This is a genomic window from Fructilactobacillus hinvesii, assembly GCF_024029435.1.
GTDB classification, from domain to species: domain Bacteria; phylum Bacillota; class Bacilli; order Lactobacillales; family Lactobacillaceae; genus Fructilactobacillus; species Fructilactobacillus hinvesii.
Genome location: NZ_CP097118.1, coordinates 1,168,709 through 1,185,700, shown reverse-complemented (window position 1 = coordinate 1,185,700; position 16,992 = coordinate 1,168,709). Strand labels below are relative to the sequence as shown.

Sequence of the window (16,992 nt, the reverse complement as noted above, 5' to 3'; positions counted from 1 at the left end):
TTAAATGAAAGCAGAAATCATTAGTGTCGGAACCGAGTTATTACTGGGAGAAATCGTGGACACCAGTTCACCTTTTATCGCGCAACACCTAGCCAACTTGGGGATTGATGTTTATTTTGAAGAAACGGTTGGAGATAATCCAAAACGCTTGGCGAATGCCATTCAAACTGCTGCTCAGCGTAGTGACTTAGTGGTGCTGACTGGCGGGTTAGGACCGACTGAAGATGATTTAACGAAAACCATTTTAGCGCAGGTTGTGGGACGGTCGTTGGTTCCAGAACCAAAATCGATGGCAAAGATTAACGCTTTTTATGCGCAAACCGATCGCCCAAAGCCCCAACACGCAGATTTAATGGGAGAAATAATTTCGGGGGCAACGGTTCTACCAAACGAGGTTGGGTTCGCCGTGGGGATGTTACTTGCAACCGACCAGTGTACCTACTTGGTATTACCAGGACCACCGGCAGAATTACAACCAATGTTTGAAAAGGAGGCTGAACCACGGTTAGCTCAACTGAATCATCGGCAGCAAATTATTCGATCCCGAGTGATGCGCTTCTTTGGAATTGGGGAGCCGGCGTTAGAGGATCGGTTGCATTCGTTAATTTCTGGGCAACAGAATCCGACGTTAGCGACGTATGCGAAGCAAAATGAGGTGACGCTACGGATCACAGCCAGTGGAACCGATGAGCAGGGCGTGGAACAAACGTTGGCTGAAACCGCACGGAAGGTTAACCATCTAGCAGGAAGTTATTTTTACGGCAATGGCGATGATAACTCATTAGAACAAGTGGTTGTTGCACTCTTAAAAAAGCGGCAGTTAACGATTACTGCAGCCGAATCATTAACGAGTGGATTATTTCAAAGTACGATTGCAAACGTAGACGGGGCTTCTCAGATTTTTGCGGGTGGGTTTGTAACTTATTCTGCTACCACCAAGGAACAGTTAGTGGGAGTTGCCAAGGAAACCATTTCTAAACATGGGGTGGTTTCTGCAGAAACAGCAATCGCAATGGCTCGGGGAGCGAAACGGCGGTTGCAAACCGATTTAGCGATTTCGTTTACCGGCGTGGCTGGGCCTGACTCATTAGAAGGACATCCGGCTGGTTTCTTCTGGGTGGGTTTGGCTCTTCCCGATGGGCAAGCGATTACTAAAAAAGTTCAATTTGCTGGGACTAGAAATGCGGTCCGGGATTATGCCGTTAAAACGGGACTCAAGCTGATTTATGATCAATTGCAAGGTCAATAAGGAGTAAGAGCGGAGTTAAGTTGAGATCTGCTCTTAGTTGACAGTTAATTTTTTTAACATTAAACTGGATAAGTGGTAAACGCAATTAGCGTAGCCAGTGGAAAATTCAAGTGATACGGGGGAAAAATGATGGTAATTGCTATTGTTGGATGCGCCGCTATCGCTATGATTGTTGGTTTTTTTATTGGGCAATTGACTCATAAACGAACGGTAGAAGCGAAGCTTACTGCCGCTCACCAAAATGCTAATGATATTCTAGCCGATGCACAACGTCAGGCTGAGCAGCAGCTTAAGGATGCGACTGCCAAGGCTAAAAAAGACGGAAATGCTTACCGGAACAAGGTCGAAAAGGGCCTGAAAAAGCGGCGTGATGACATTCAACGCCAAGAAGATTATTTATTGAAGCGCGAAGAGGCTTTGGATCGTAAGGATCAGGCCTTTGAAAAGCGGGATGATAATCTGAACCGGTTAGAAGAACAAATTAGTAATGAGAAAAAAGCACTTGAAAAAAAGCAACAAGATGCAGAAGCACTTATCGCAAAACGGCAAGCCGAGGTTACTAGGGTTGCTTCTCTGACTGAGGCAGAAGCACGGGACTTAGTGATTGATGAGACGAAACGGTCTTTGGCAGATGTTCGGGCGCGGATGATTAAACAAAATTATGAATCCGCTAAACAGACCGCTGCAGAAGACGCGAAGAACCTAATTGTAGAGGCACTGCAACAAAGTTCGGCAGACATTGTTTCAGAAACCACAGTTTCAGTTGTGTCGCTTCCAAACGATGATATGAAAGGAAGAATCATTGGTCGGGAAGGACGCAACATTCGCACCTTTGAAACCGTGACCGGGATTGATTTAATCATTGATGATACCCCGAACGCGGTTGTTTTGAGTGGATTTAATCCAATCAGACGGGAAGTTGCCAAGTTAGCACTTGAAAAATTGATTAAGGATGGACGAATTCATCCAGCCCGGATTGAAGAAATGGTCGAGAAGAGTAAGCAAGAGCTCGAACAACAGATTCAAGAAGAGGGCGAAAACGTTATCTTTGATTTAGGGATTCATTCCATGAATCATGAACTAGTCAAGTTAGTGGGTCAACTGAAATATAAAATTTCATACGGACAAAACGTGTTGTCCCGCTCCATTCAAGTTGCTAAGTTAGCTGGAGTTTTTGCAGCGGAGTTAGGTGAAGATGTAACTTTAGCAAAGCGCGCTGGATTATTACACGAAATTGGAAGAGCGGCAGCCAGTGGTACAGATGAATCGTACGTAGAAGCCGGAGTTGATATCGCTAAGAAATATGGTGAAGATCCGGTGGTCATCGATGCAATCCGGCTCGAAGATAATCTCAATGAGCCCCACACGTTAGTGTCTGAATTAGTGGATGTTGCTAATCGCATTTCGATTACTAGACCGGGAGCTAAGAGCGATTCGTTAGAAAGCTTTGTGCACCGGCTCGAAAAACTAGAAGGGATTACCAATGGTTTTGATGAGGTCGAAAAGAGTTATGCCGTAAAGGCCGGCCGTGAAATCCGGGTAATTGCTAAACCAGAAAAAATCTCTGATTCACAAGCAATTGTGTTAGCTCGAGAGATTAAAGATCAAATCGAAAACGAAATGAATCATCCGGGTCACGTTGAAGTGAAAGTGATTCGCGAGGTTCGTTCCGTTGAATATGCACAGTAAAGGACTGGTAGAGACCAGTCCTTTTTTATTTCTAAATTTCCATGGTAAAATAAAGGTATCACAATAAATTAAGATGGGCGGACAGGCATGCAGTTTTTATTTTTAGGTGACGTGGTTGGTGAAATGGGAATGCAATTGGTAGCACGATATCTCCCAGCGTTAAAAAAAGAATTTAAGCCCCAGGTAACGATTGTTAATGGGGAAAATACGACTAAAAGTGGGCGAGGAATCACCCAAAAATTATTTAAAGACCTAATGAAGGCTGGGGCAGATGTTGTTACGCTGGGTAATCATGCTTGGAATAATCAGGAGATTTTTTCCTTTATTGACCAAACTCCAAACTTACTCCGTCCGCTCAATTATCCAGGACAAGACGTCCCTGGTCACGGGTGGACCCAATTGAACGTGAATGGAACGCAGGTGGCAGTGATTAATTTACAGGGACGGGTGTTTATGGAAGCAACCGATGATCCATTTGCTGCAATTGATCAGCTGGTGACCGAGTTGCAGGCGGCAAATGTGAACGTAATCTTTGTTGATTTTCATGCCGAAACCACTAGTGAAAAAAAGGCCCTCGGACTCTTTTTAGACGGTCGGGTTTCTGCAGTGGTGGGAACGCATACCCATGTGCAAACTAATGATCCCCAGGTTCTGGCACATGGAACCGGATTCCTGACGGATGCAGGGATGACTGGACCGGCAACCGGTGTGATTGGGATGGAGTACCAACCGGTCATTCAAAAATTTTTGACGGCACGTCCCAATCGATTTGCGGTGCAAACTACAGGAGCCGGGATTCTTTCTGGGTGTGTGGTGAACGTTGATGCACATACCGGCCGGGCCAAAAAAGTGCGCACCATTTTAATTGATCAGGATCATCCGTACCAAAATGTTTAAAACGAAAGAGTGAAAACATGGCAAAGACAGCAAAAACGACTGCGATGATGGAACAGTATCAAAAAATCAAGGATCAATATCCAGATGCTTTTCTGTTTTACCGGATCGGAGATTTTTACGAGCTTTTTAATGATGATGCTGTGAAGGGTGCTCAATTGTTGGAACTAACGCTGACAGCTCGGAATCACAACGCGGAGTATCCGATTCCAATGTGTGGGGTTCCTCATCATTCGGCCCAAAATTACATTGATACTTTGGTGGATCAAGGCTATAAAGTGGCTATTTGTGAACAGGTCGAAGATCCCAAACTCGCTAAGGGAATGGTCAAGCGAGAAGTAGTACAACTAGTGACTCCTGGAACGCAGACTGATAACCACGCGGACACCGCAAAGGTGAATAATTATCTAACTGGAATTGTGCAAGATGACGCTAAGAGCCAATTGGGGTTGGCCTACATTGAGCTTTCAACCGGGGAACTCAAGGCGTGCTTATTGGATAGTACTACGGCAGTTTTAAACGAAGTCATGAACCTCAATTCCAAAGAGGTGGTGGTTGCTGCTGATGATCTTTCTGAGGTGACGGAACAACTTGCTAAACTGGGAATTTTAGTTTCGCATGCAAAAGCGACGCCGGTTGCTAACGAACGGTTATTGGCAAACCTAAGAAGTCCCCTATTACAACGGGCAGGAGAGTTGTTACTAAATTACGTGACGGAGACCCAGAAGCGGAGTTTGGCACACATTCAACCAGCCGTGCAGTATCAACCGAACTCCTTTTTAAGGTTAGATCACAATTCTCAGTACAACCTCGAACTAACCAAAAACATTCGTACCGGCAAAAAAGCTGGGACTCTGTTAGGTGTGTTAGATGAAACTAAAACGGCCATGGGTGGTCGGAAACTCAAACAATGGTTGGATCGGCCGCTGTTACAACAGGAGCAGATTGAAACCCGGCAACGCTTGGTGGAAACGTTGTTAGACCACTACTACGAACGTAATGAACTTAGAGAAGCACTCGTACAGGTTTATGATTTGGAACGATTAGCGGGTCGAATTGCGTTTGGCGGGGTTAACGGCCGTGATTTAATGCAGTTAGCGGCATCTTTAGCACAAATTCCAAAGGTAAAACATGTGTTAGATGAATTAGAGACCCCAGACTTTAACGAGCTGTACCAACGTCTTGATGATCTTCACGATGTCCAAGAACTAATTGAAACGGCAATTGTACCTGAACCCCCGATTTCTGTGACCGAGGGGGGTGTCATCAAATCAGGATATAATGAAAAATTGGATCAGTATCGCGATGCGATGCAAAATGGTAAAAAGTGGTTAGCGGACCTTGAGGCTCAAGAACGGGACGCCACGGGGATCAATAACTTAAAGATTAAGTATAACCGGGTGTTTGGCTACTTTATCGAGGTTTCCAAGGTTAATCTGAATAAGTTGCCTGAGGATCGGTACGAGCGGGTGCAAACTCTAACCAATGCCGAACGGTTTACGACCCCTGAACTCCAAGAAAAAGAACGAATCATCATGGAGGCCCAGGAGAAGTCCCAAAGCCTGGAATACGAACTGTTTACCCAGGTCCGGGATCAAATTAAGCAAGAAATCCCGCGGGTTCAACAGTTGGCTAGTGGCATTGCTAGCCTGGATGTCTTACAAAGTTTTGCCAACGTGAGTGAACGACACCAGTTTGTGAAGCCGACCTTTAACCAGGAACAGCGACTGCAGATTAAAAACGGCCGACATCCGGTAGTTGAGACGGTTTTGGGGGCGCAGGAGTACGTTCCTAACAGTATTGAAATGGATCCAGAGACCCAGGTGCTTTTGATTACGGGACCCAACATGTCAGGAAAGAGTACCTACATGCGTCAGTTAGCGCTGATTGTGATTTTGGCCCAGATGGGATGTTTTGTCCCAGCGGAAGCAGCAGAGCTACCAATCTTTGATCAAATCTTTACTCGGATTGGGGCGGCTGATGATTTGATTTCCGGAAAAAGTACCTTCATGGTGGAAATGAAGGAAGCCAACCAAGCCTTGCAGTTGGCAACTGAGAACAGTTTGATTCTCTTGGATGAATTAGGGCGGGGGACTTCTACTTATGATGGAGTGGCCCTCGCGCAGGCAATTATCGAATATATTCATAATCGGATTCATGCAAAAACCCTCTTTTCCACCCACTATCATGAGTTAACTGATCTAGACCAACAATTAAAACACCTCCAAAATATTCACGTAGGAGCCATGGAAAAGGACGGGCAATTGGTCTTTTTGCATAAGATTATGCCTGGTCCAGCAGACAAGTCCTATGGAATTAACGTGGCCAAACTAGCTGGATTACCAGATAGCTTACTGGATCGAGCCCAAACGGTGTTAGACCACCTAGAGGCCGAAAACAGCCAGCAGTTAACTAACCAGGTTCACCAAACGGGGTCCGTTCAATCAGAAGAACAAACTCCTGCAGCAGAGTCCGCTGCCACAGAAGAGCAGTTGGAACTATTGGCTCCATTATCGCCGCAGAAACCAGCACGAACCAGTAAACTAAACGCAACCGAACAACAACTGGTTAAAGAAATCAAGCAGACTGATTTAATGGGGAAAACACCGCTAGAGCTAATGAACCTTGTTTACCAGTGGCAACAAAAATTAAGAAAGGAATGACCAAAGCGTGGCAACCATTCACGAATTACCAACCATTTTAGCCGATCAGATTGCGGCTGGTGAGGTAATTGAACGACCAGCATCAGTCGTCAAGGAATTGGTAGAAAATGCAATCGACGCCCACAGTACTCGAATTGACATTGGCGTACAACGCGGGGGATTAGACCGCGTGCGTGTGACTGATAACGGAGATGGAATTGCTCCCGATCAAGTTCAGTTGGCATTTCAGCGGTTTGCGACCAGTAAAATTAAGGATCAGGCGGATCTATTTCGGGTAAAGTCCCTTGGGTTTCGGGGCGAAGCGCTACCGAGCATTGCCTCGGTGGCTCAAGTGGTGATGAAAACCTCCGACGGGGTTCATCCGGGAACCGAAATGCAGATGAAGGGTGGAAAAGTACAGGCTCAACTGCCAGCTGCGATTCGGCGTGGAACCACGATTGAAGTCACTGACCTCTTTTTTAATACCCCTAAGCGGCGGGACTATCTGAAATCAAGTAGTACCGAGTTAAGTAAGATTACTGAAATGGTGAACCACCTGGCGTTAAGCCATCCAGAAATTGCTTTTAGTTTGACGCACGATGGCAAAGAGCTATTGCGAACGTCTGGACGTGATAATTTGCAGCAGGTGATTGCAGGAATTTATAATAATCAGAGCATGAAGAAGATGATTCCGATTACAGCGCAGACCGATCAGTTTCAATTAGAGGGCTATACTAGTCTGCCAGAATTAACCCGGGCGAGTCGGAAATACCTCTCTGTGATTGTAAACGGTCGGTTTGTGCAGGATACAGAACTAAACCGTGCTATCATTTCTGGATACGGTTCGAAGTTAATGGTCGGACGCTACCCGGTAAGCGTAATTCGGATTACAATGGATCCGAGTCAAATGGATGTCAACGTGCATCCGACCAAGCAATCCGTCCGGTTGTTAAACCGTGATGAATTAAGTCAGTTCATCGAACAAACGATTTATCAAACGCTGGCACAACAAAATTTAATTCCAGAAGCGCTGGATAATCAGCACTTTAAAACTGGAGTAGCCCGGCATAATTCAGTTGAGGTGGCCTTAAACTTGCAAAACGATGAGCAACTAGAAGTTACCAAAACAACGCCGACTGATGATCAATCAGCTTCAGAGCAACTGTTTGAATCTACTAATGAGCAGCGGGATCCAATCCTAGTCAAAACGAAAGCAGATTTGCAACAACCAATGGTACAAGCGTTTCAACGTCGTTATCAGCAAGAACGGTTGCCAGATGATCCGCTACAACTTGAAACAAAGACTAGGCCGGTAGAGAATTCAGCGGCGGTAACGGCAACAAAACCCACACCACGGTTTCCTGAACTACGCTTTGTCGGGCAGGTGCACGGAACGTATTTGGTGGCAGAAAGTGAGTTAGGACTCTACATTGTAGATCAACATGCTGCTCAGGAGCGAATTAATTACGAGCAGTTACGGATGGCGGTGGGCGAAGTTAGCAACGACCAACAAAAAATGCTGGTCCCGTTAGTATTAGATTATCCTGCTAGTGATGCGTTAGTAATTAAGCAGCATTTAGCTGATTTTGCTGCAATTGGAGTTGACTTGGAGCCCTTTGGATCGAATAGTTTTATTGTGCGGCAGCATCCAGCCTGGTTCCAGCCCGGAACAGAGGAGGCTACGCTACGAGAATTAATTGACTGGGGGATTCAACACCGAAAATTATCAGTAACTGCTTACCGTGAACAAGCAGCGATTATGATGAGTTGTAAGCAGGCCATTAAAGCAAACCATCATTTAGATCACAAACAGGCTCAGGCATTGTTAGATCAGTTGCAAAAGTGTGAAAATCCCTTCAACTGTCCGCATGGACGGCCAGTATTAGTCAACTTTTCACCCACCGATTTAGAGTCGATGTTTAAACGAATTCAGGATCCACATGAAGCAGAACGTTGGGAATTCTAATGGAAATGAGGAACTACTGTGTTTGAGTATTTAAATGGAATTGTAACGAGTGTTACGCCACAAGCAATTGTGGTGGATGTTAATGGTGTTGGTTATTTAGTGTACGTTGCAAATCCCTATCATTTTGAGCAAGCGGAACCAACGCCGCAAAAAATTTACGTTCATCAAAACGTCACGGATTCCAGTCAAACGCTCTATGGTTTTTTAACTGCGGAAGATAAGCAATTATTTGAACAACTGCTCAATGTGTCTGGAATTGGAGCTAAAAGCGCACTGGCCATCATGGCCGGAAACGATAACCAGGGTTTGATTACGGCCATTCAGACGGAAGATGTCCAATTTTTAACTAAATTTCCGGGGATTGGCAAGAAAACCGCTCGTCAGATTATTTTGGATTTGCAAGATAAACTGCAAAAGCAACCGCTTGCGCCTGTTACTGTTTCGAGCCAGTCAGATGATCACGTTCAATCCAATGTCCAGCTTGCGGATGCATTGAGTGCGCTACAAGCACTGGGATTTAAGGAAAAAGAGGTCGATAAAATTGGCCAGCAGTTAGCACAAGTTGATGAGGGCTTAACCACCGATCAATATTTGAGCCGTGGATTAAAATTACTAACGAAGTAACCAAGGGGGGGTTAACGTGGACAAACGGATTATTACCCAAGATGCTGATGACGAAGACCGGTCCTTTGAACAAACACTACGTCCCCAGACTTTTGCTCAGTACATTGGGCAACCAGCAATTAAACAATCGCTCCAGGTGTACATTAAAGCGGCTAAGCAACGAGAAGAATCACTCGACCATGTTTTGCTGTTTGGACCGCCGGGATTAGGGAAAACGACTATGGCAACCGTGATTGCCAATGAAATGGGGGTTCACATTAAAACCACCAGTGGTCCGGCAATTGAAAAGAGCGGGGATTTAGCCGCGTTGCTAAATGAATTAGAACCTGGTGACATTTTATTCATTGATGAAATTCATCGGTTACCAAAAGCAGTGGAAGAGATGCTGTATTCAGCTATGGAAGACTTTTACATTGATATCGTGGTGGGTCAAGGACCAACGGCTCACCCGGTGCACTTTGCCTTGCCACCCTTTACGTTGATTGGAGCCACGACCCGAGCCGGCTTGTTAGACGCGCCCTTTCGGAATCGCTTTGGAATCGTCGAACACATGAATTACTACCAAACGGATGAATTAGAAGAAATCGTGCAGCGGTCGGCACAAATTTTTCAGACCAAAATTCAAACGGCTGGGGCCCATGAAATTGCCCTGCGTTCTCGGGGCACTCCCAGAATCGCTAACCGATTATTGAAGCGGGTTCGTGATTTTGCACAAGTACTTGGGAAAGATGAGATTGACGTTGCCAGTGTTGATCAGGCTTTAACCGCACTGGGCGTTGACAGTGAAGGACTGGATCGGACCGATCGAAAGCTGCTAGCAACCATGATTGATTATTACAATGGGGGTCCCGTTGGCTTGAACACCCTTGCCGCCAACGTAGGGGAAGAAACGGAAACCATTGCGGAAATGTGTGAGCCATATCTACTCCAAAGTGGTTACTTAAAACGAACTGCTCGGGGACGGATGGCGACTCCAGCTGCATACGAGCATCTGGGCAAACCTAATCCTCATGATGAAACCAAACCCTAGTCGGGACGACTTTTTTTTGCTAGAATTAGAGTAAGAATGAAATTGAGGTGATAAGAATGGGACAATATGCTGGAATCATTGTCATCATCGTGTTATTTGCGTTGATGTACTTCTTTATGATTAGACCACAAAAGCAACAGCAACAAAAACACCAAGAAACGTTAAAAACCCTCAAAAAGGGTGACCGCGTGGTTACCATTGGACGCCTTCATGGTGTGATTGACAACATTGATCGGGAAAAGGGCTTAGTTACAATTGATTGTGACGGAGTATACCTGGATTTTGATTTAAATGCGATTGCTAACGTGGAAAAAGCACCAGCTGCTACTGCACAACCAGCCACTAAGGCAGAACCAGCTCAAACTGACGCTCAGCCAACTGAACAAACTGAGCAGGCTAGTGATGATCAAGCAGAGAAATAAAAAATTAGTCTGGAAACAGACTTTTTTTCTGGGTTAAAAAGAACGTACGTTCGAACGAGGGAGGGGATTCTGGTGGATGAGCAAGCAGAACTACGCCACTTAGTTCATCGTCGCATTCTTCACGTTGATATGGATGCTTTTTTTGCTTCCATTGAAGAGCGAGAACATCCGGAATTAGTACAGGTTCCCCTGGTCATTGCACGTGATCCACGCCAAACCGGTGGCCATGGAGTGGTAACAACCGCTAACTATCGGGCCCGCCAGTTTGGTATTCATTCAGCAATGCCAGCTAGTCAGGCTTTGGAACGTTGCCCAGATGCGGTGTTTAAAGCTCCAGATTTCCCGTTGTTTCGGATGGTTTCTGATCAGATTCATACGATTTTTCATGAGTATACGGACAAAATCGAGACGGTGGCCCTGGATGAAGCATATTTGGATGTTACCACGAACAAACAGCACCTTGATGATCCGGTGTTATTAGCTCACTGGTTACAAAGTGAGATTTGGGAAAAAACGCGGCTTACTTGTTCAACGGGACTTTCCTACAGTAAATTTTTGGCTAAGGAAGCATCTGATTACCGTAAACCAGCAGGCGTGACGGTCATTAATGCTGAAGATGCCCATGATTTTTTAATGGCCTTACCAATCGCGAAGTACCGAGGCGTGGGGAAAAAGACGTTACCAAAGATGGAAGCGTTAGGAATAAAAACCGGGGCGGATTTATACCGGTTTTCTGAATTAGCATTAATGAAAGAATTTGGTAAGTTTGGTTATTTTTTATACCGCCGGGTTCGTGGCATTGACGAACGTCCGGTCGAGTACCAACGAGAACGAAAGTCAATTGGCAAAGAACGAACCTATAATCCGTTACTTCATGAACGGGCGGAAGTACAGGCCCAGCTACAGAAACTGGCCGAGCTAGTGGTGACGGCATTACAGGAACATCAAAAACACGGCAAGACAATTGTACTCAAAATTCGCTATGCTGATTTTACAACCATTACCAAGCGCAGGACGGAGCCAGATTTTATCCCACTAGATGCAGCAACGGTTGCCGAACGTGCCCTAGCAATTTTTGACGAACTACCACCCGCCAGTTCTGGAATTCGGTTGGTCGGAATTACAATAACCAACCTATTTGAGTTGAACTTTCAAACGATTAATTTGCCCCTGAAAATTAGATAGGGGTTTGCGAACGAGACCAGAAAGGTTATACTTAACTGTTAAAACCTTTCACGTCAGGAGTTTTGCAACATGAGCATTCAAACAGAAATTTATCAACAAATTGTAGCTGCTAATCCGATTATTATTCACCGCCATCAACGGCCTGATCCGGATGCAATTGGGTCTCAAATGGGACTGGCCGCAATTATCAAAGCTAGTTTCCCCGACAAGCAAGTTTACTGCGTTGGAAAGCAGTATGCGGGTTTTAAGGACCTTGGAACCACCGATGAAATTAGTGATGAGACTTACCACGATGCTTTGGTAGTCGTAGTGGATACCGCCAACCAACCACGGGTAGATGACCAACGGTTTGCAACCGGAAAAAAATTGATTAAAATTGATCACCATCCAAACGATGACCAATTCGGCGATTTAATGTGGGTCAATGACGAGGCCTCTAGTGTTTCCGAAATGATTTATGATTGGTATGATGCCAACCCAGCTTTAAAGTTGCCTGATCATGCTGCAGAAGCACTATATACCGGCATCGTGGGTGATACAGGGCGCTTTAAATATCCAGCAACGACGAGTCATACCTTCTGGGTGGCTAGTCAGTTAGCACAGCGTGATTTTTCAACCACCGCGGTAGCCCAAAAAGAAGACGAAATTGACGTGCCGTTGGCGCACCTCGCTGCGTATGTATATCAAAACTTACAAATCACAGAGTCAGGGGCAGCTTATGTGTGTCTGACAAACGAAATTATTGCCCAAATGGACCTCGGAGATGATAGTACCTCAGCGGTGGTGCCGTTGCCAGGGAATATTGACCAAGTAGTGGCCTGGGCGATTTTTGTCCAACAAAAGGATGGTAGTTATCGGATTCGATTACGGTCTAAAGGTCCATCCATTAATGAACTGGCCAAACAGCACCATGGGGGTGGGCATCCCTTAGCTAGTGGAGCTACGGCCGTCGATGAAACTGAAATTAAAGCGGTGGTAGAACAATTAGACCAAGTAACTTCGACCTATCGCACAGAAAGGAACGCTTAATGAGTGCCTCATTTACAGACTATCATTTTCAACCATTTATCATGGAAGCCATTCAAGCCTTGGGATTTCGGCGGCCAACGCCGATTCAGGCGCAGGTGATTCCTACGATTCAACATGGAAAGAGTATCGTGGGAAAGTCAGCAACCGGAAGTGGGAAGACTCACGCCTTCTTACTACCATTGTTTGATCAACTGGATCCTAAAAACCAGCAACCGCAAGTGGTGATTACAACACCAAGTCGGGAATTGGCATACCAGATTTACGAAAACATTAAACAACTAGCCCAGTTTAGTCCCGATGTAATTCACGTGGAAAATTACGTGGGAGGAACGGACAAAGAACGGCAGCTTGAAAAACTGGAACGGGAACAGCCCCAAGTGGTAGTGGGGACCCCCGGGCGGATTCTAGATATCGTTAAGAGTGGTAAATTAGAGATTAACGCTGCTCACCGACTCGTAATTGATGAAGCTGACATGACCTTAGATTTGGGCTTTTTAGCAGAAGTCGACCAAATTGCAGCTCGAATGGCAAAAGACCTGCAGATGATGGTTTTCTCAGCTACCATCCCACCCAAATTAAAACCATTCTTGCAAAAGTACCTAAAAAATCCGGTCATTACGGACATTCCTACTGAACACGTAATTAATGCCGATGTTTCAAACTGGTTAATTTCAACTAAAGGACAGGATAAGAATCGCCTTATTTTCCAACTGTTAACCATGGGAAATCCCTATTTAGCTCTGGTTTTTGCCAATACTAGAGAACGAGCTGATGAACTTGATAAGTACTTGCAAGGACAAGGATTAAAGGTGGCCAAACTTCATGGCGGGATGCAGCCTCGAGTTAGAAAACGGGTAATGAAACAAATTCAAAACCTGGACTTCCAGTACGTGGTGGCTACCGACCTGGCGGCTCGGGGAATTGATATTACTGGAGTTTCGTTAGTGATTAATGATGATTTACCGGCTGATTCAGAATACTTTGTGCATCGGGTCGGACGAACTGGCCGAAACGGAATGCCTGGTACGGCAATTACCCTTTATGGTCCGGACGACGAAGCCAAAATTGCGGAATTAGAGGCAAAGGGAGTGCAGTTTCAACCAAAAGAAATCAAGCACGGTGAAGTGGTTGATACGTATGATCGGCGTCGTCGACAGCAATATCGGGGACATCATGACCGCTTGGATGGTTCCACTTTAGGAATGATTAAGAAAAAGAAGAAAAACGTTAAACCCGGCTATAAGAAGAAAATCAAACGGGCCATTAAAATTAAGGACCAGCAGAACCGCAAGGTGGAACTGCGACAACAGATTCGCGCTAAAAAGAAGCAGAAAAAGCGCAGTTCGCAACGATATCAATAATTGACAAGGAACCTTTTTTCTGACTATAATTTGTCTGTGGATATCCGTTTGAACGTTGCTTCTTACAGAGAGGACGAATCGCTGAAAGCGTCCGAAGCATCTTTGAAAGTTGGGCTCCCACGGTTAAAATCACAATAATGCGCTCCCCACGTTATCAGGGGCTAAAGAGGTTAACGACAACATCGTTGCAAACAGAGTGGTACCGCGTTTCGGCGTCTCTGGTAGCAACGGTGTTTTTTCTATAAGGAGGAAAAAATGAAACAACTTAATAGTGGGCAAATTCGCCAAATGTTTCTGGATTTTTTTCATGAAAAGGGCCATGAAATTGTGCCCAGTGCATCTTTAATTCCAAAGGATGATCCGACGTTGCTGTGGATTAACTCTGGAGTGGCTACCATGAAGAAGTACTTTGATGGTTCGGTGGCTCCGGCTAATCCGCGGATGACTAGTTCGCAAAAAAGCATCCGGACGAACGACATTGAAAACGTGGGACGAACAGCTCGGCACCAGACCCTGTTTGAAATGCTGGGTAATTTCTCGGTTGGTGATTACTTTAAAAAAGAAGTGATTCCGTGGGCCTTTGAACTCTTAACCAGTGAGAAGTGGTTTGGCTGGGACAAAGACCGCTTGTACGTAACTTACTATCCAGAGGACAAGGAAACAAAGGAACTGTGGGAAAAAGTGGGAATTGCTCCCGATCACTTGGTTCCGGCAGAAGATAATTTCTGGGACATTGGTCAGGGACCTTCTGGACCTGATTCAGAAATTTTCTACGATCGGGGAGCAAAGTATGACGACTTAGCTCCTGATGATCCGGAAAATTATCCTGGGGGGGAAAACGAACGCTATCTAGAAGTTTGGAACATTGTCTTCTCCCAGTTTAATCACACGGCTGAGGGAACTTATGAACCACTCCCTCGAAAAAACATTGATACGGGAATGGGATTAGAACGGGTTGTTTCGGTATTTCAAGATGCTCCTACTAACTTTGAAACGGATCTGTTTCTACCATTAATTAAAAAAACAGAAACCTTTAGTGACAATCGACACTACGGCAATAACGCTGAAGATGACATTTCCTTTAAAGTAATTGCCGATCACATTCGAGCAATTACCTTTGCCATTGGAGATGGAGCGTTACCTTCTAACGAAGGACGGGGCTACGTGATCAGGCGCTTGCTGCGCCGGGCTACGGTTAACGGCCATCAGTTGGGAATTAACGGAGCCTTTTTATACAAGTTAGTGCCCGTGGTTGGAGAAATCATGCAATCTCACTATCCGCACGTCTTAGAACAAAAAGATTACATTCAAAAGATTGTCAAAAGTGAAGAAGATCGATTTAACGCTACCTTAAACGATGGGATTAAACTGTTAGATGATTTAATTGCAAAGACCAAGGAAGCCGGACAAAAAGAGATTGCTGGAAAAGACGCCTTTCAACTATACGATACTTACGGATTCCCGTTAGAGTTGACGGAAGAATATGCTAATGACCGTGGTATTCAAGTGGACGAAACCGGATTTGATCAAGAAATGGAACAACAACGAGCTAGAGCACGAGCAGCTCGGGGAAGTAAAGGTTCCATGAAGGTGCAACGGGACTTATTGTTGGAAATTAAAACGCCGAGTGAGTACGTGGGCTACGACCAATTAACCGTTCCAGCCGCTCAACTGCAAGATTTAATCGTAGATGAACAATTGGTTGATCAAGCGACAACTGGGACGGCCGAGGTCATTTTTGATCAAACGCCGTTCTATGCTGAAATGGGGGGCCAAGTTGCAGATACCGGGAAGATTTATGATGAAGCTAACCAAGAAGTCGCAACGGTGACCGACGTTCAACATGCTCCCAACGGACAGAACCTGCATACCGTTCAAGTCACGGGAAAATTACAAAAGGGAAGCCATTACCGGCTGGAAGTTAACCGCCAGTCTCACGCTGGAGTGGAACGGAACCATACGGCAACCCACTTGTTAGATCAATCATTACGCAACGTTCTTGGTGGACACACTGAACAAGCCGGTTCGTTGGTAAAACCGGATTATTTAACCTTTGATTTTAATCACTTTGGTTCGGTAACCAAAGAAGATTTAGCTAAGGTAGAACGAATGGTTAATGATCACATTTTTGCCGCCTTACCCGTAGAAACGGTCGTTACGGATCAAAAAACAGGAAAAGAAATGGGAGCCATTGCACTGTTTGACGATAAGTACGGTGATCAAGTACGGGTCGTGAAAGCGGGAGACTTTTCCGTAGAATTTTGTGGTGGTGACCACGTGAACAATACCAGTCAGATTGGGTTATTTAAAATTCTTTCTGAAAGTGGGGTTGGTGCCGGAATTCGACGCATTAAAGCTGTAACCGGTAAGTACGCCTTTGACTACCTAAATGATGAAGAAAAGATGTTAACGGAAATTGCCCAAACCATTAAAGTGCCTACTAACGAACAGGCCCCTGGGCGAGTAAAAGAACTCCAAGCTCAGATTAAGGAATTAGAAAGTACGCAGGAGTCCCTGGAAGCTAAATTGGCGAACCAAGAGGCGCAAGATCTCTTTAACCATCCAGAAACGATCAATGGGGTAACCTTAATTACTGGTCAACTAGAAAATGCAAATATGAATCAACTGCGTGAACTAGCTGATACGTGGCGGAATGAGGCTCGTTCGAATGTGTTAGTTTTAGGAACTGCTAATGACGGTAAAGCCAATTTATTAGTAGCAGTTGACGAAGAGCACGTTAAAGCTGGAATTAAGGCGGGCGATTTAATTAAAGCAATCGCTAAGCACATTCAAGGTGGCGGCGGCGGTCGACCGAACCTGGCTCAAGCTGGTGGGAAAAATCCAGCTGGATTACCAGCTGCCTTACAAGCAGCTTCCGAATGGCTGGCAACTAAGTAATTA

12 protein-coding genes are annotated in these 16,992 nt (G+C 45.3%); all 12 read left to right on the top strand.

Translation table 11 applies throughout. The features are described 5' to 3' along the window. Positions 1 to 4 precede the first annotated feature (4 nt). The 12 genes from M3M39_RS06095 (at position 5) to alaS (ending at position 16,989) form a co-directional block, all read left to right on the top strand. Positions 5 to 1,249: a competence/damage-inducible protein A gene (locus M3M39_RS06095; RefSeq protein ID WP_252796968.1), complete on the top strand. Its 1,245-nt coding sequence runs from the start codon at positions 5 to 7 to the stop codon at positions 1,247 to 1,249. A 129-nt stretch (positions 1,250 to 1,378) separates the two neighbouring features. Further along, positions 1,379 to 2,938: a ribonuclease Y gene (gene rny / locus M3M39_RS06090; RefSeq protein ID WP_252796967.1), complete on the top strand. Its 1,560-nt coding sequence runs from the start codon at positions 1,379 to 1,381 to the stop codon at positions 2,936 to 2,938. A gap of 87 nt (positions 2,939 to 3,025) precedes the next feature. Next, a complete protein-coding gene (locus tag M3M39_RS06085) occupies positions 3,026 to 3,835 on the top strand; it encodes a TIGR00282 family metallophosphoesterase (protein WP_252796966.1) in 810 nt (269 codons plus the stop codon). A gap of 17 nt (positions 3,836 to 3,852) precedes the next feature. Beyond that, the gene (gene mutS / locus M3M39_RS06080; protein WP_252796965.1) at positions 3,853 to 6,495 is read left to right on the top strand and encodes a DNA mismatch repair protein MutS; all 2,643 of its coding nucleotides are present in this window, start codon (positions 3,853 to 3,855) and stop codon (positions 6,493 to 6,495) included. Between the two features lie 7 nt (positions 6,496 to 6,502). Then, positions 6,503 to 8,440 carry a DNA mismatch repair endonuclease MutL gene (mutL, locus tag M3M39_RS06075; protein WP_252796964.1) on the top strand — a complete coding sequence of 646 codons (1,938 nt, stop codon included), beginning with the start codon at positions 6,503 to 6,505 and terminating at the stop codon, positions 8,438 to 8,440. A gap of 18 nt (positions 8,441 to 8,458) precedes the next feature. Then, entirely contained in the window at positions 8,459 to 9,064 is a 606-nt protein-coding gene (ruvA, locus tag M3M39_RS06070) for a Holliday junction branch migration protein RuvA (protein ID WP_252796963.1), read from the top strand. A gap of 16 nt (positions 9,065 to 9,080) precedes the next feature. Then, complete coding sequence (gene ruvB, locus M3M39_RS06065; protein WP_252796962.1) at positions 9,081 to 10,094, top strand: Holliday junction branch migration DNA helicase RuvB; 1,014 nt, start codon at positions 9,081 to 9,083, stop codon at positions 10,092 to 10,094. 56 nt (positions 10,095 to 10,150) lie between these two features. Then, on the top strand, positions 10,151 to 10,516 hold the full coding sequence (gene yajC, locus M3M39_RS06060; RefSeq protein ID WP_252796961.1) for a preprotein translocase subunit YajC: 366 nt from the start codon (positions 10,151 to 10,153) through the stop codon (positions 10,514 to 10,516). 72 nt (positions 10,517 to 10,588) lie between these two features. Next, positions 10,589 to 11,701, top strand: coding sequence for a DNA polymerase IV (gene dinB / locus M3M39_RS06055; protein ID WP_274705442.1), 1,113 nt, complete (start codon positions 10,589 to 10,591; stop codon positions 11,699 to 11,701). Between the two features lie 69 nt (positions 11,702 to 11,770). After that, complete coding sequence (locus tag M3M39_RS06050; RefSeq protein WP_252796960.1) at positions 11,771 to 12,730, top strand: DHH family phosphoesterase; 960 nt, start codon at positions 11,771 to 11,773, stop codon at positions 12,728 to 12,730. Next, positions 12,730 to 14,091 (top strand): DEAD/DEAH box helicase, encoded by a 1,362-nt coding sequence (locus tag M3M39_RS06045; protein WP_252796959.1) that lies wholly within the window; start codon positions 12,730 to 12,732, stop codon positions 14,089 to 14,091. The genes M3M39_RS06050 and M3M39_RS06045 overlap by 1 nt, the downstream gene beginning before the upstream one ends. Before the next feature lie 255 nt (positions 14,092 to 14,346). Then, positions 14,347 to 16,989, top strand: coding sequence for an alanine--tRNA ligase (gene alaS / locus M3M39_RS06040; RefSeq protein ID WP_252796958.1), 2,643 nt, complete (start codon positions 14,347 to 14,349; stop codon positions 16,987 to 16,989). Positions 16,990 to 16,992 lie beyond the last annotated feature (3 nt).

Excerpts from the sequence above, each read along its gene's own strand:
- M3M39_RS06095 (WP_252796968.1), top strand. The coding sequence starts at position 5 with ATGAAAGCAGAAATCATTAGTGTCGGAACCGAGTTATTACTGGGAGAA.
- rny (WP_252796967.1), top strand. The coding sequence starts at position 1,379 with ATGGTAATTGCTATTGTTGGATGCGCCGCTATCGCTATGATTGTTGGT.
- M3M39_RS06085 (WP_252796966.1), top strand. The coding sequence starts at position 3,026 with ATGCAGTTTTTATTTTTAGGTGACGTGGTTGGTGAAATGGGAATGCAA.
- mutS (WP_252796965.1), top strand. The coding sequence starts at position 3,853 with ATGGCAAAGACAGCAAAAACGACTGCGATGATGGAACAGTATCAAAAA.
- yajC (WP_252796961.1), top strand. The coding sequence starts at position 10,151 with ATGGGACAATATGCTGGAATCATTGTCATCATCGTGTTATTTGCGTTG.
- M3M39_RS06050 (WP_252796960.1), top strand. The coding sequence starts at position 11,771 with ATGAGCATTCAAACAGAAATTTATCAACAAATTGTAGCTGCTAATCCG.
- M3M39_RS06045 (WP_252796959.1), top strand. The coding sequence starts at position 12,730 with ATGAGTGCCTCATTTACAGACTATCATTTTCAACCATTTATCATGGAA.
- alaS (WP_252796958.1), top strand. The coding sequence starts at position 14,347 with ATGAAACAACTTAATAGTGGGCAAATTCGCCAAATGTTTCTGGATTTT.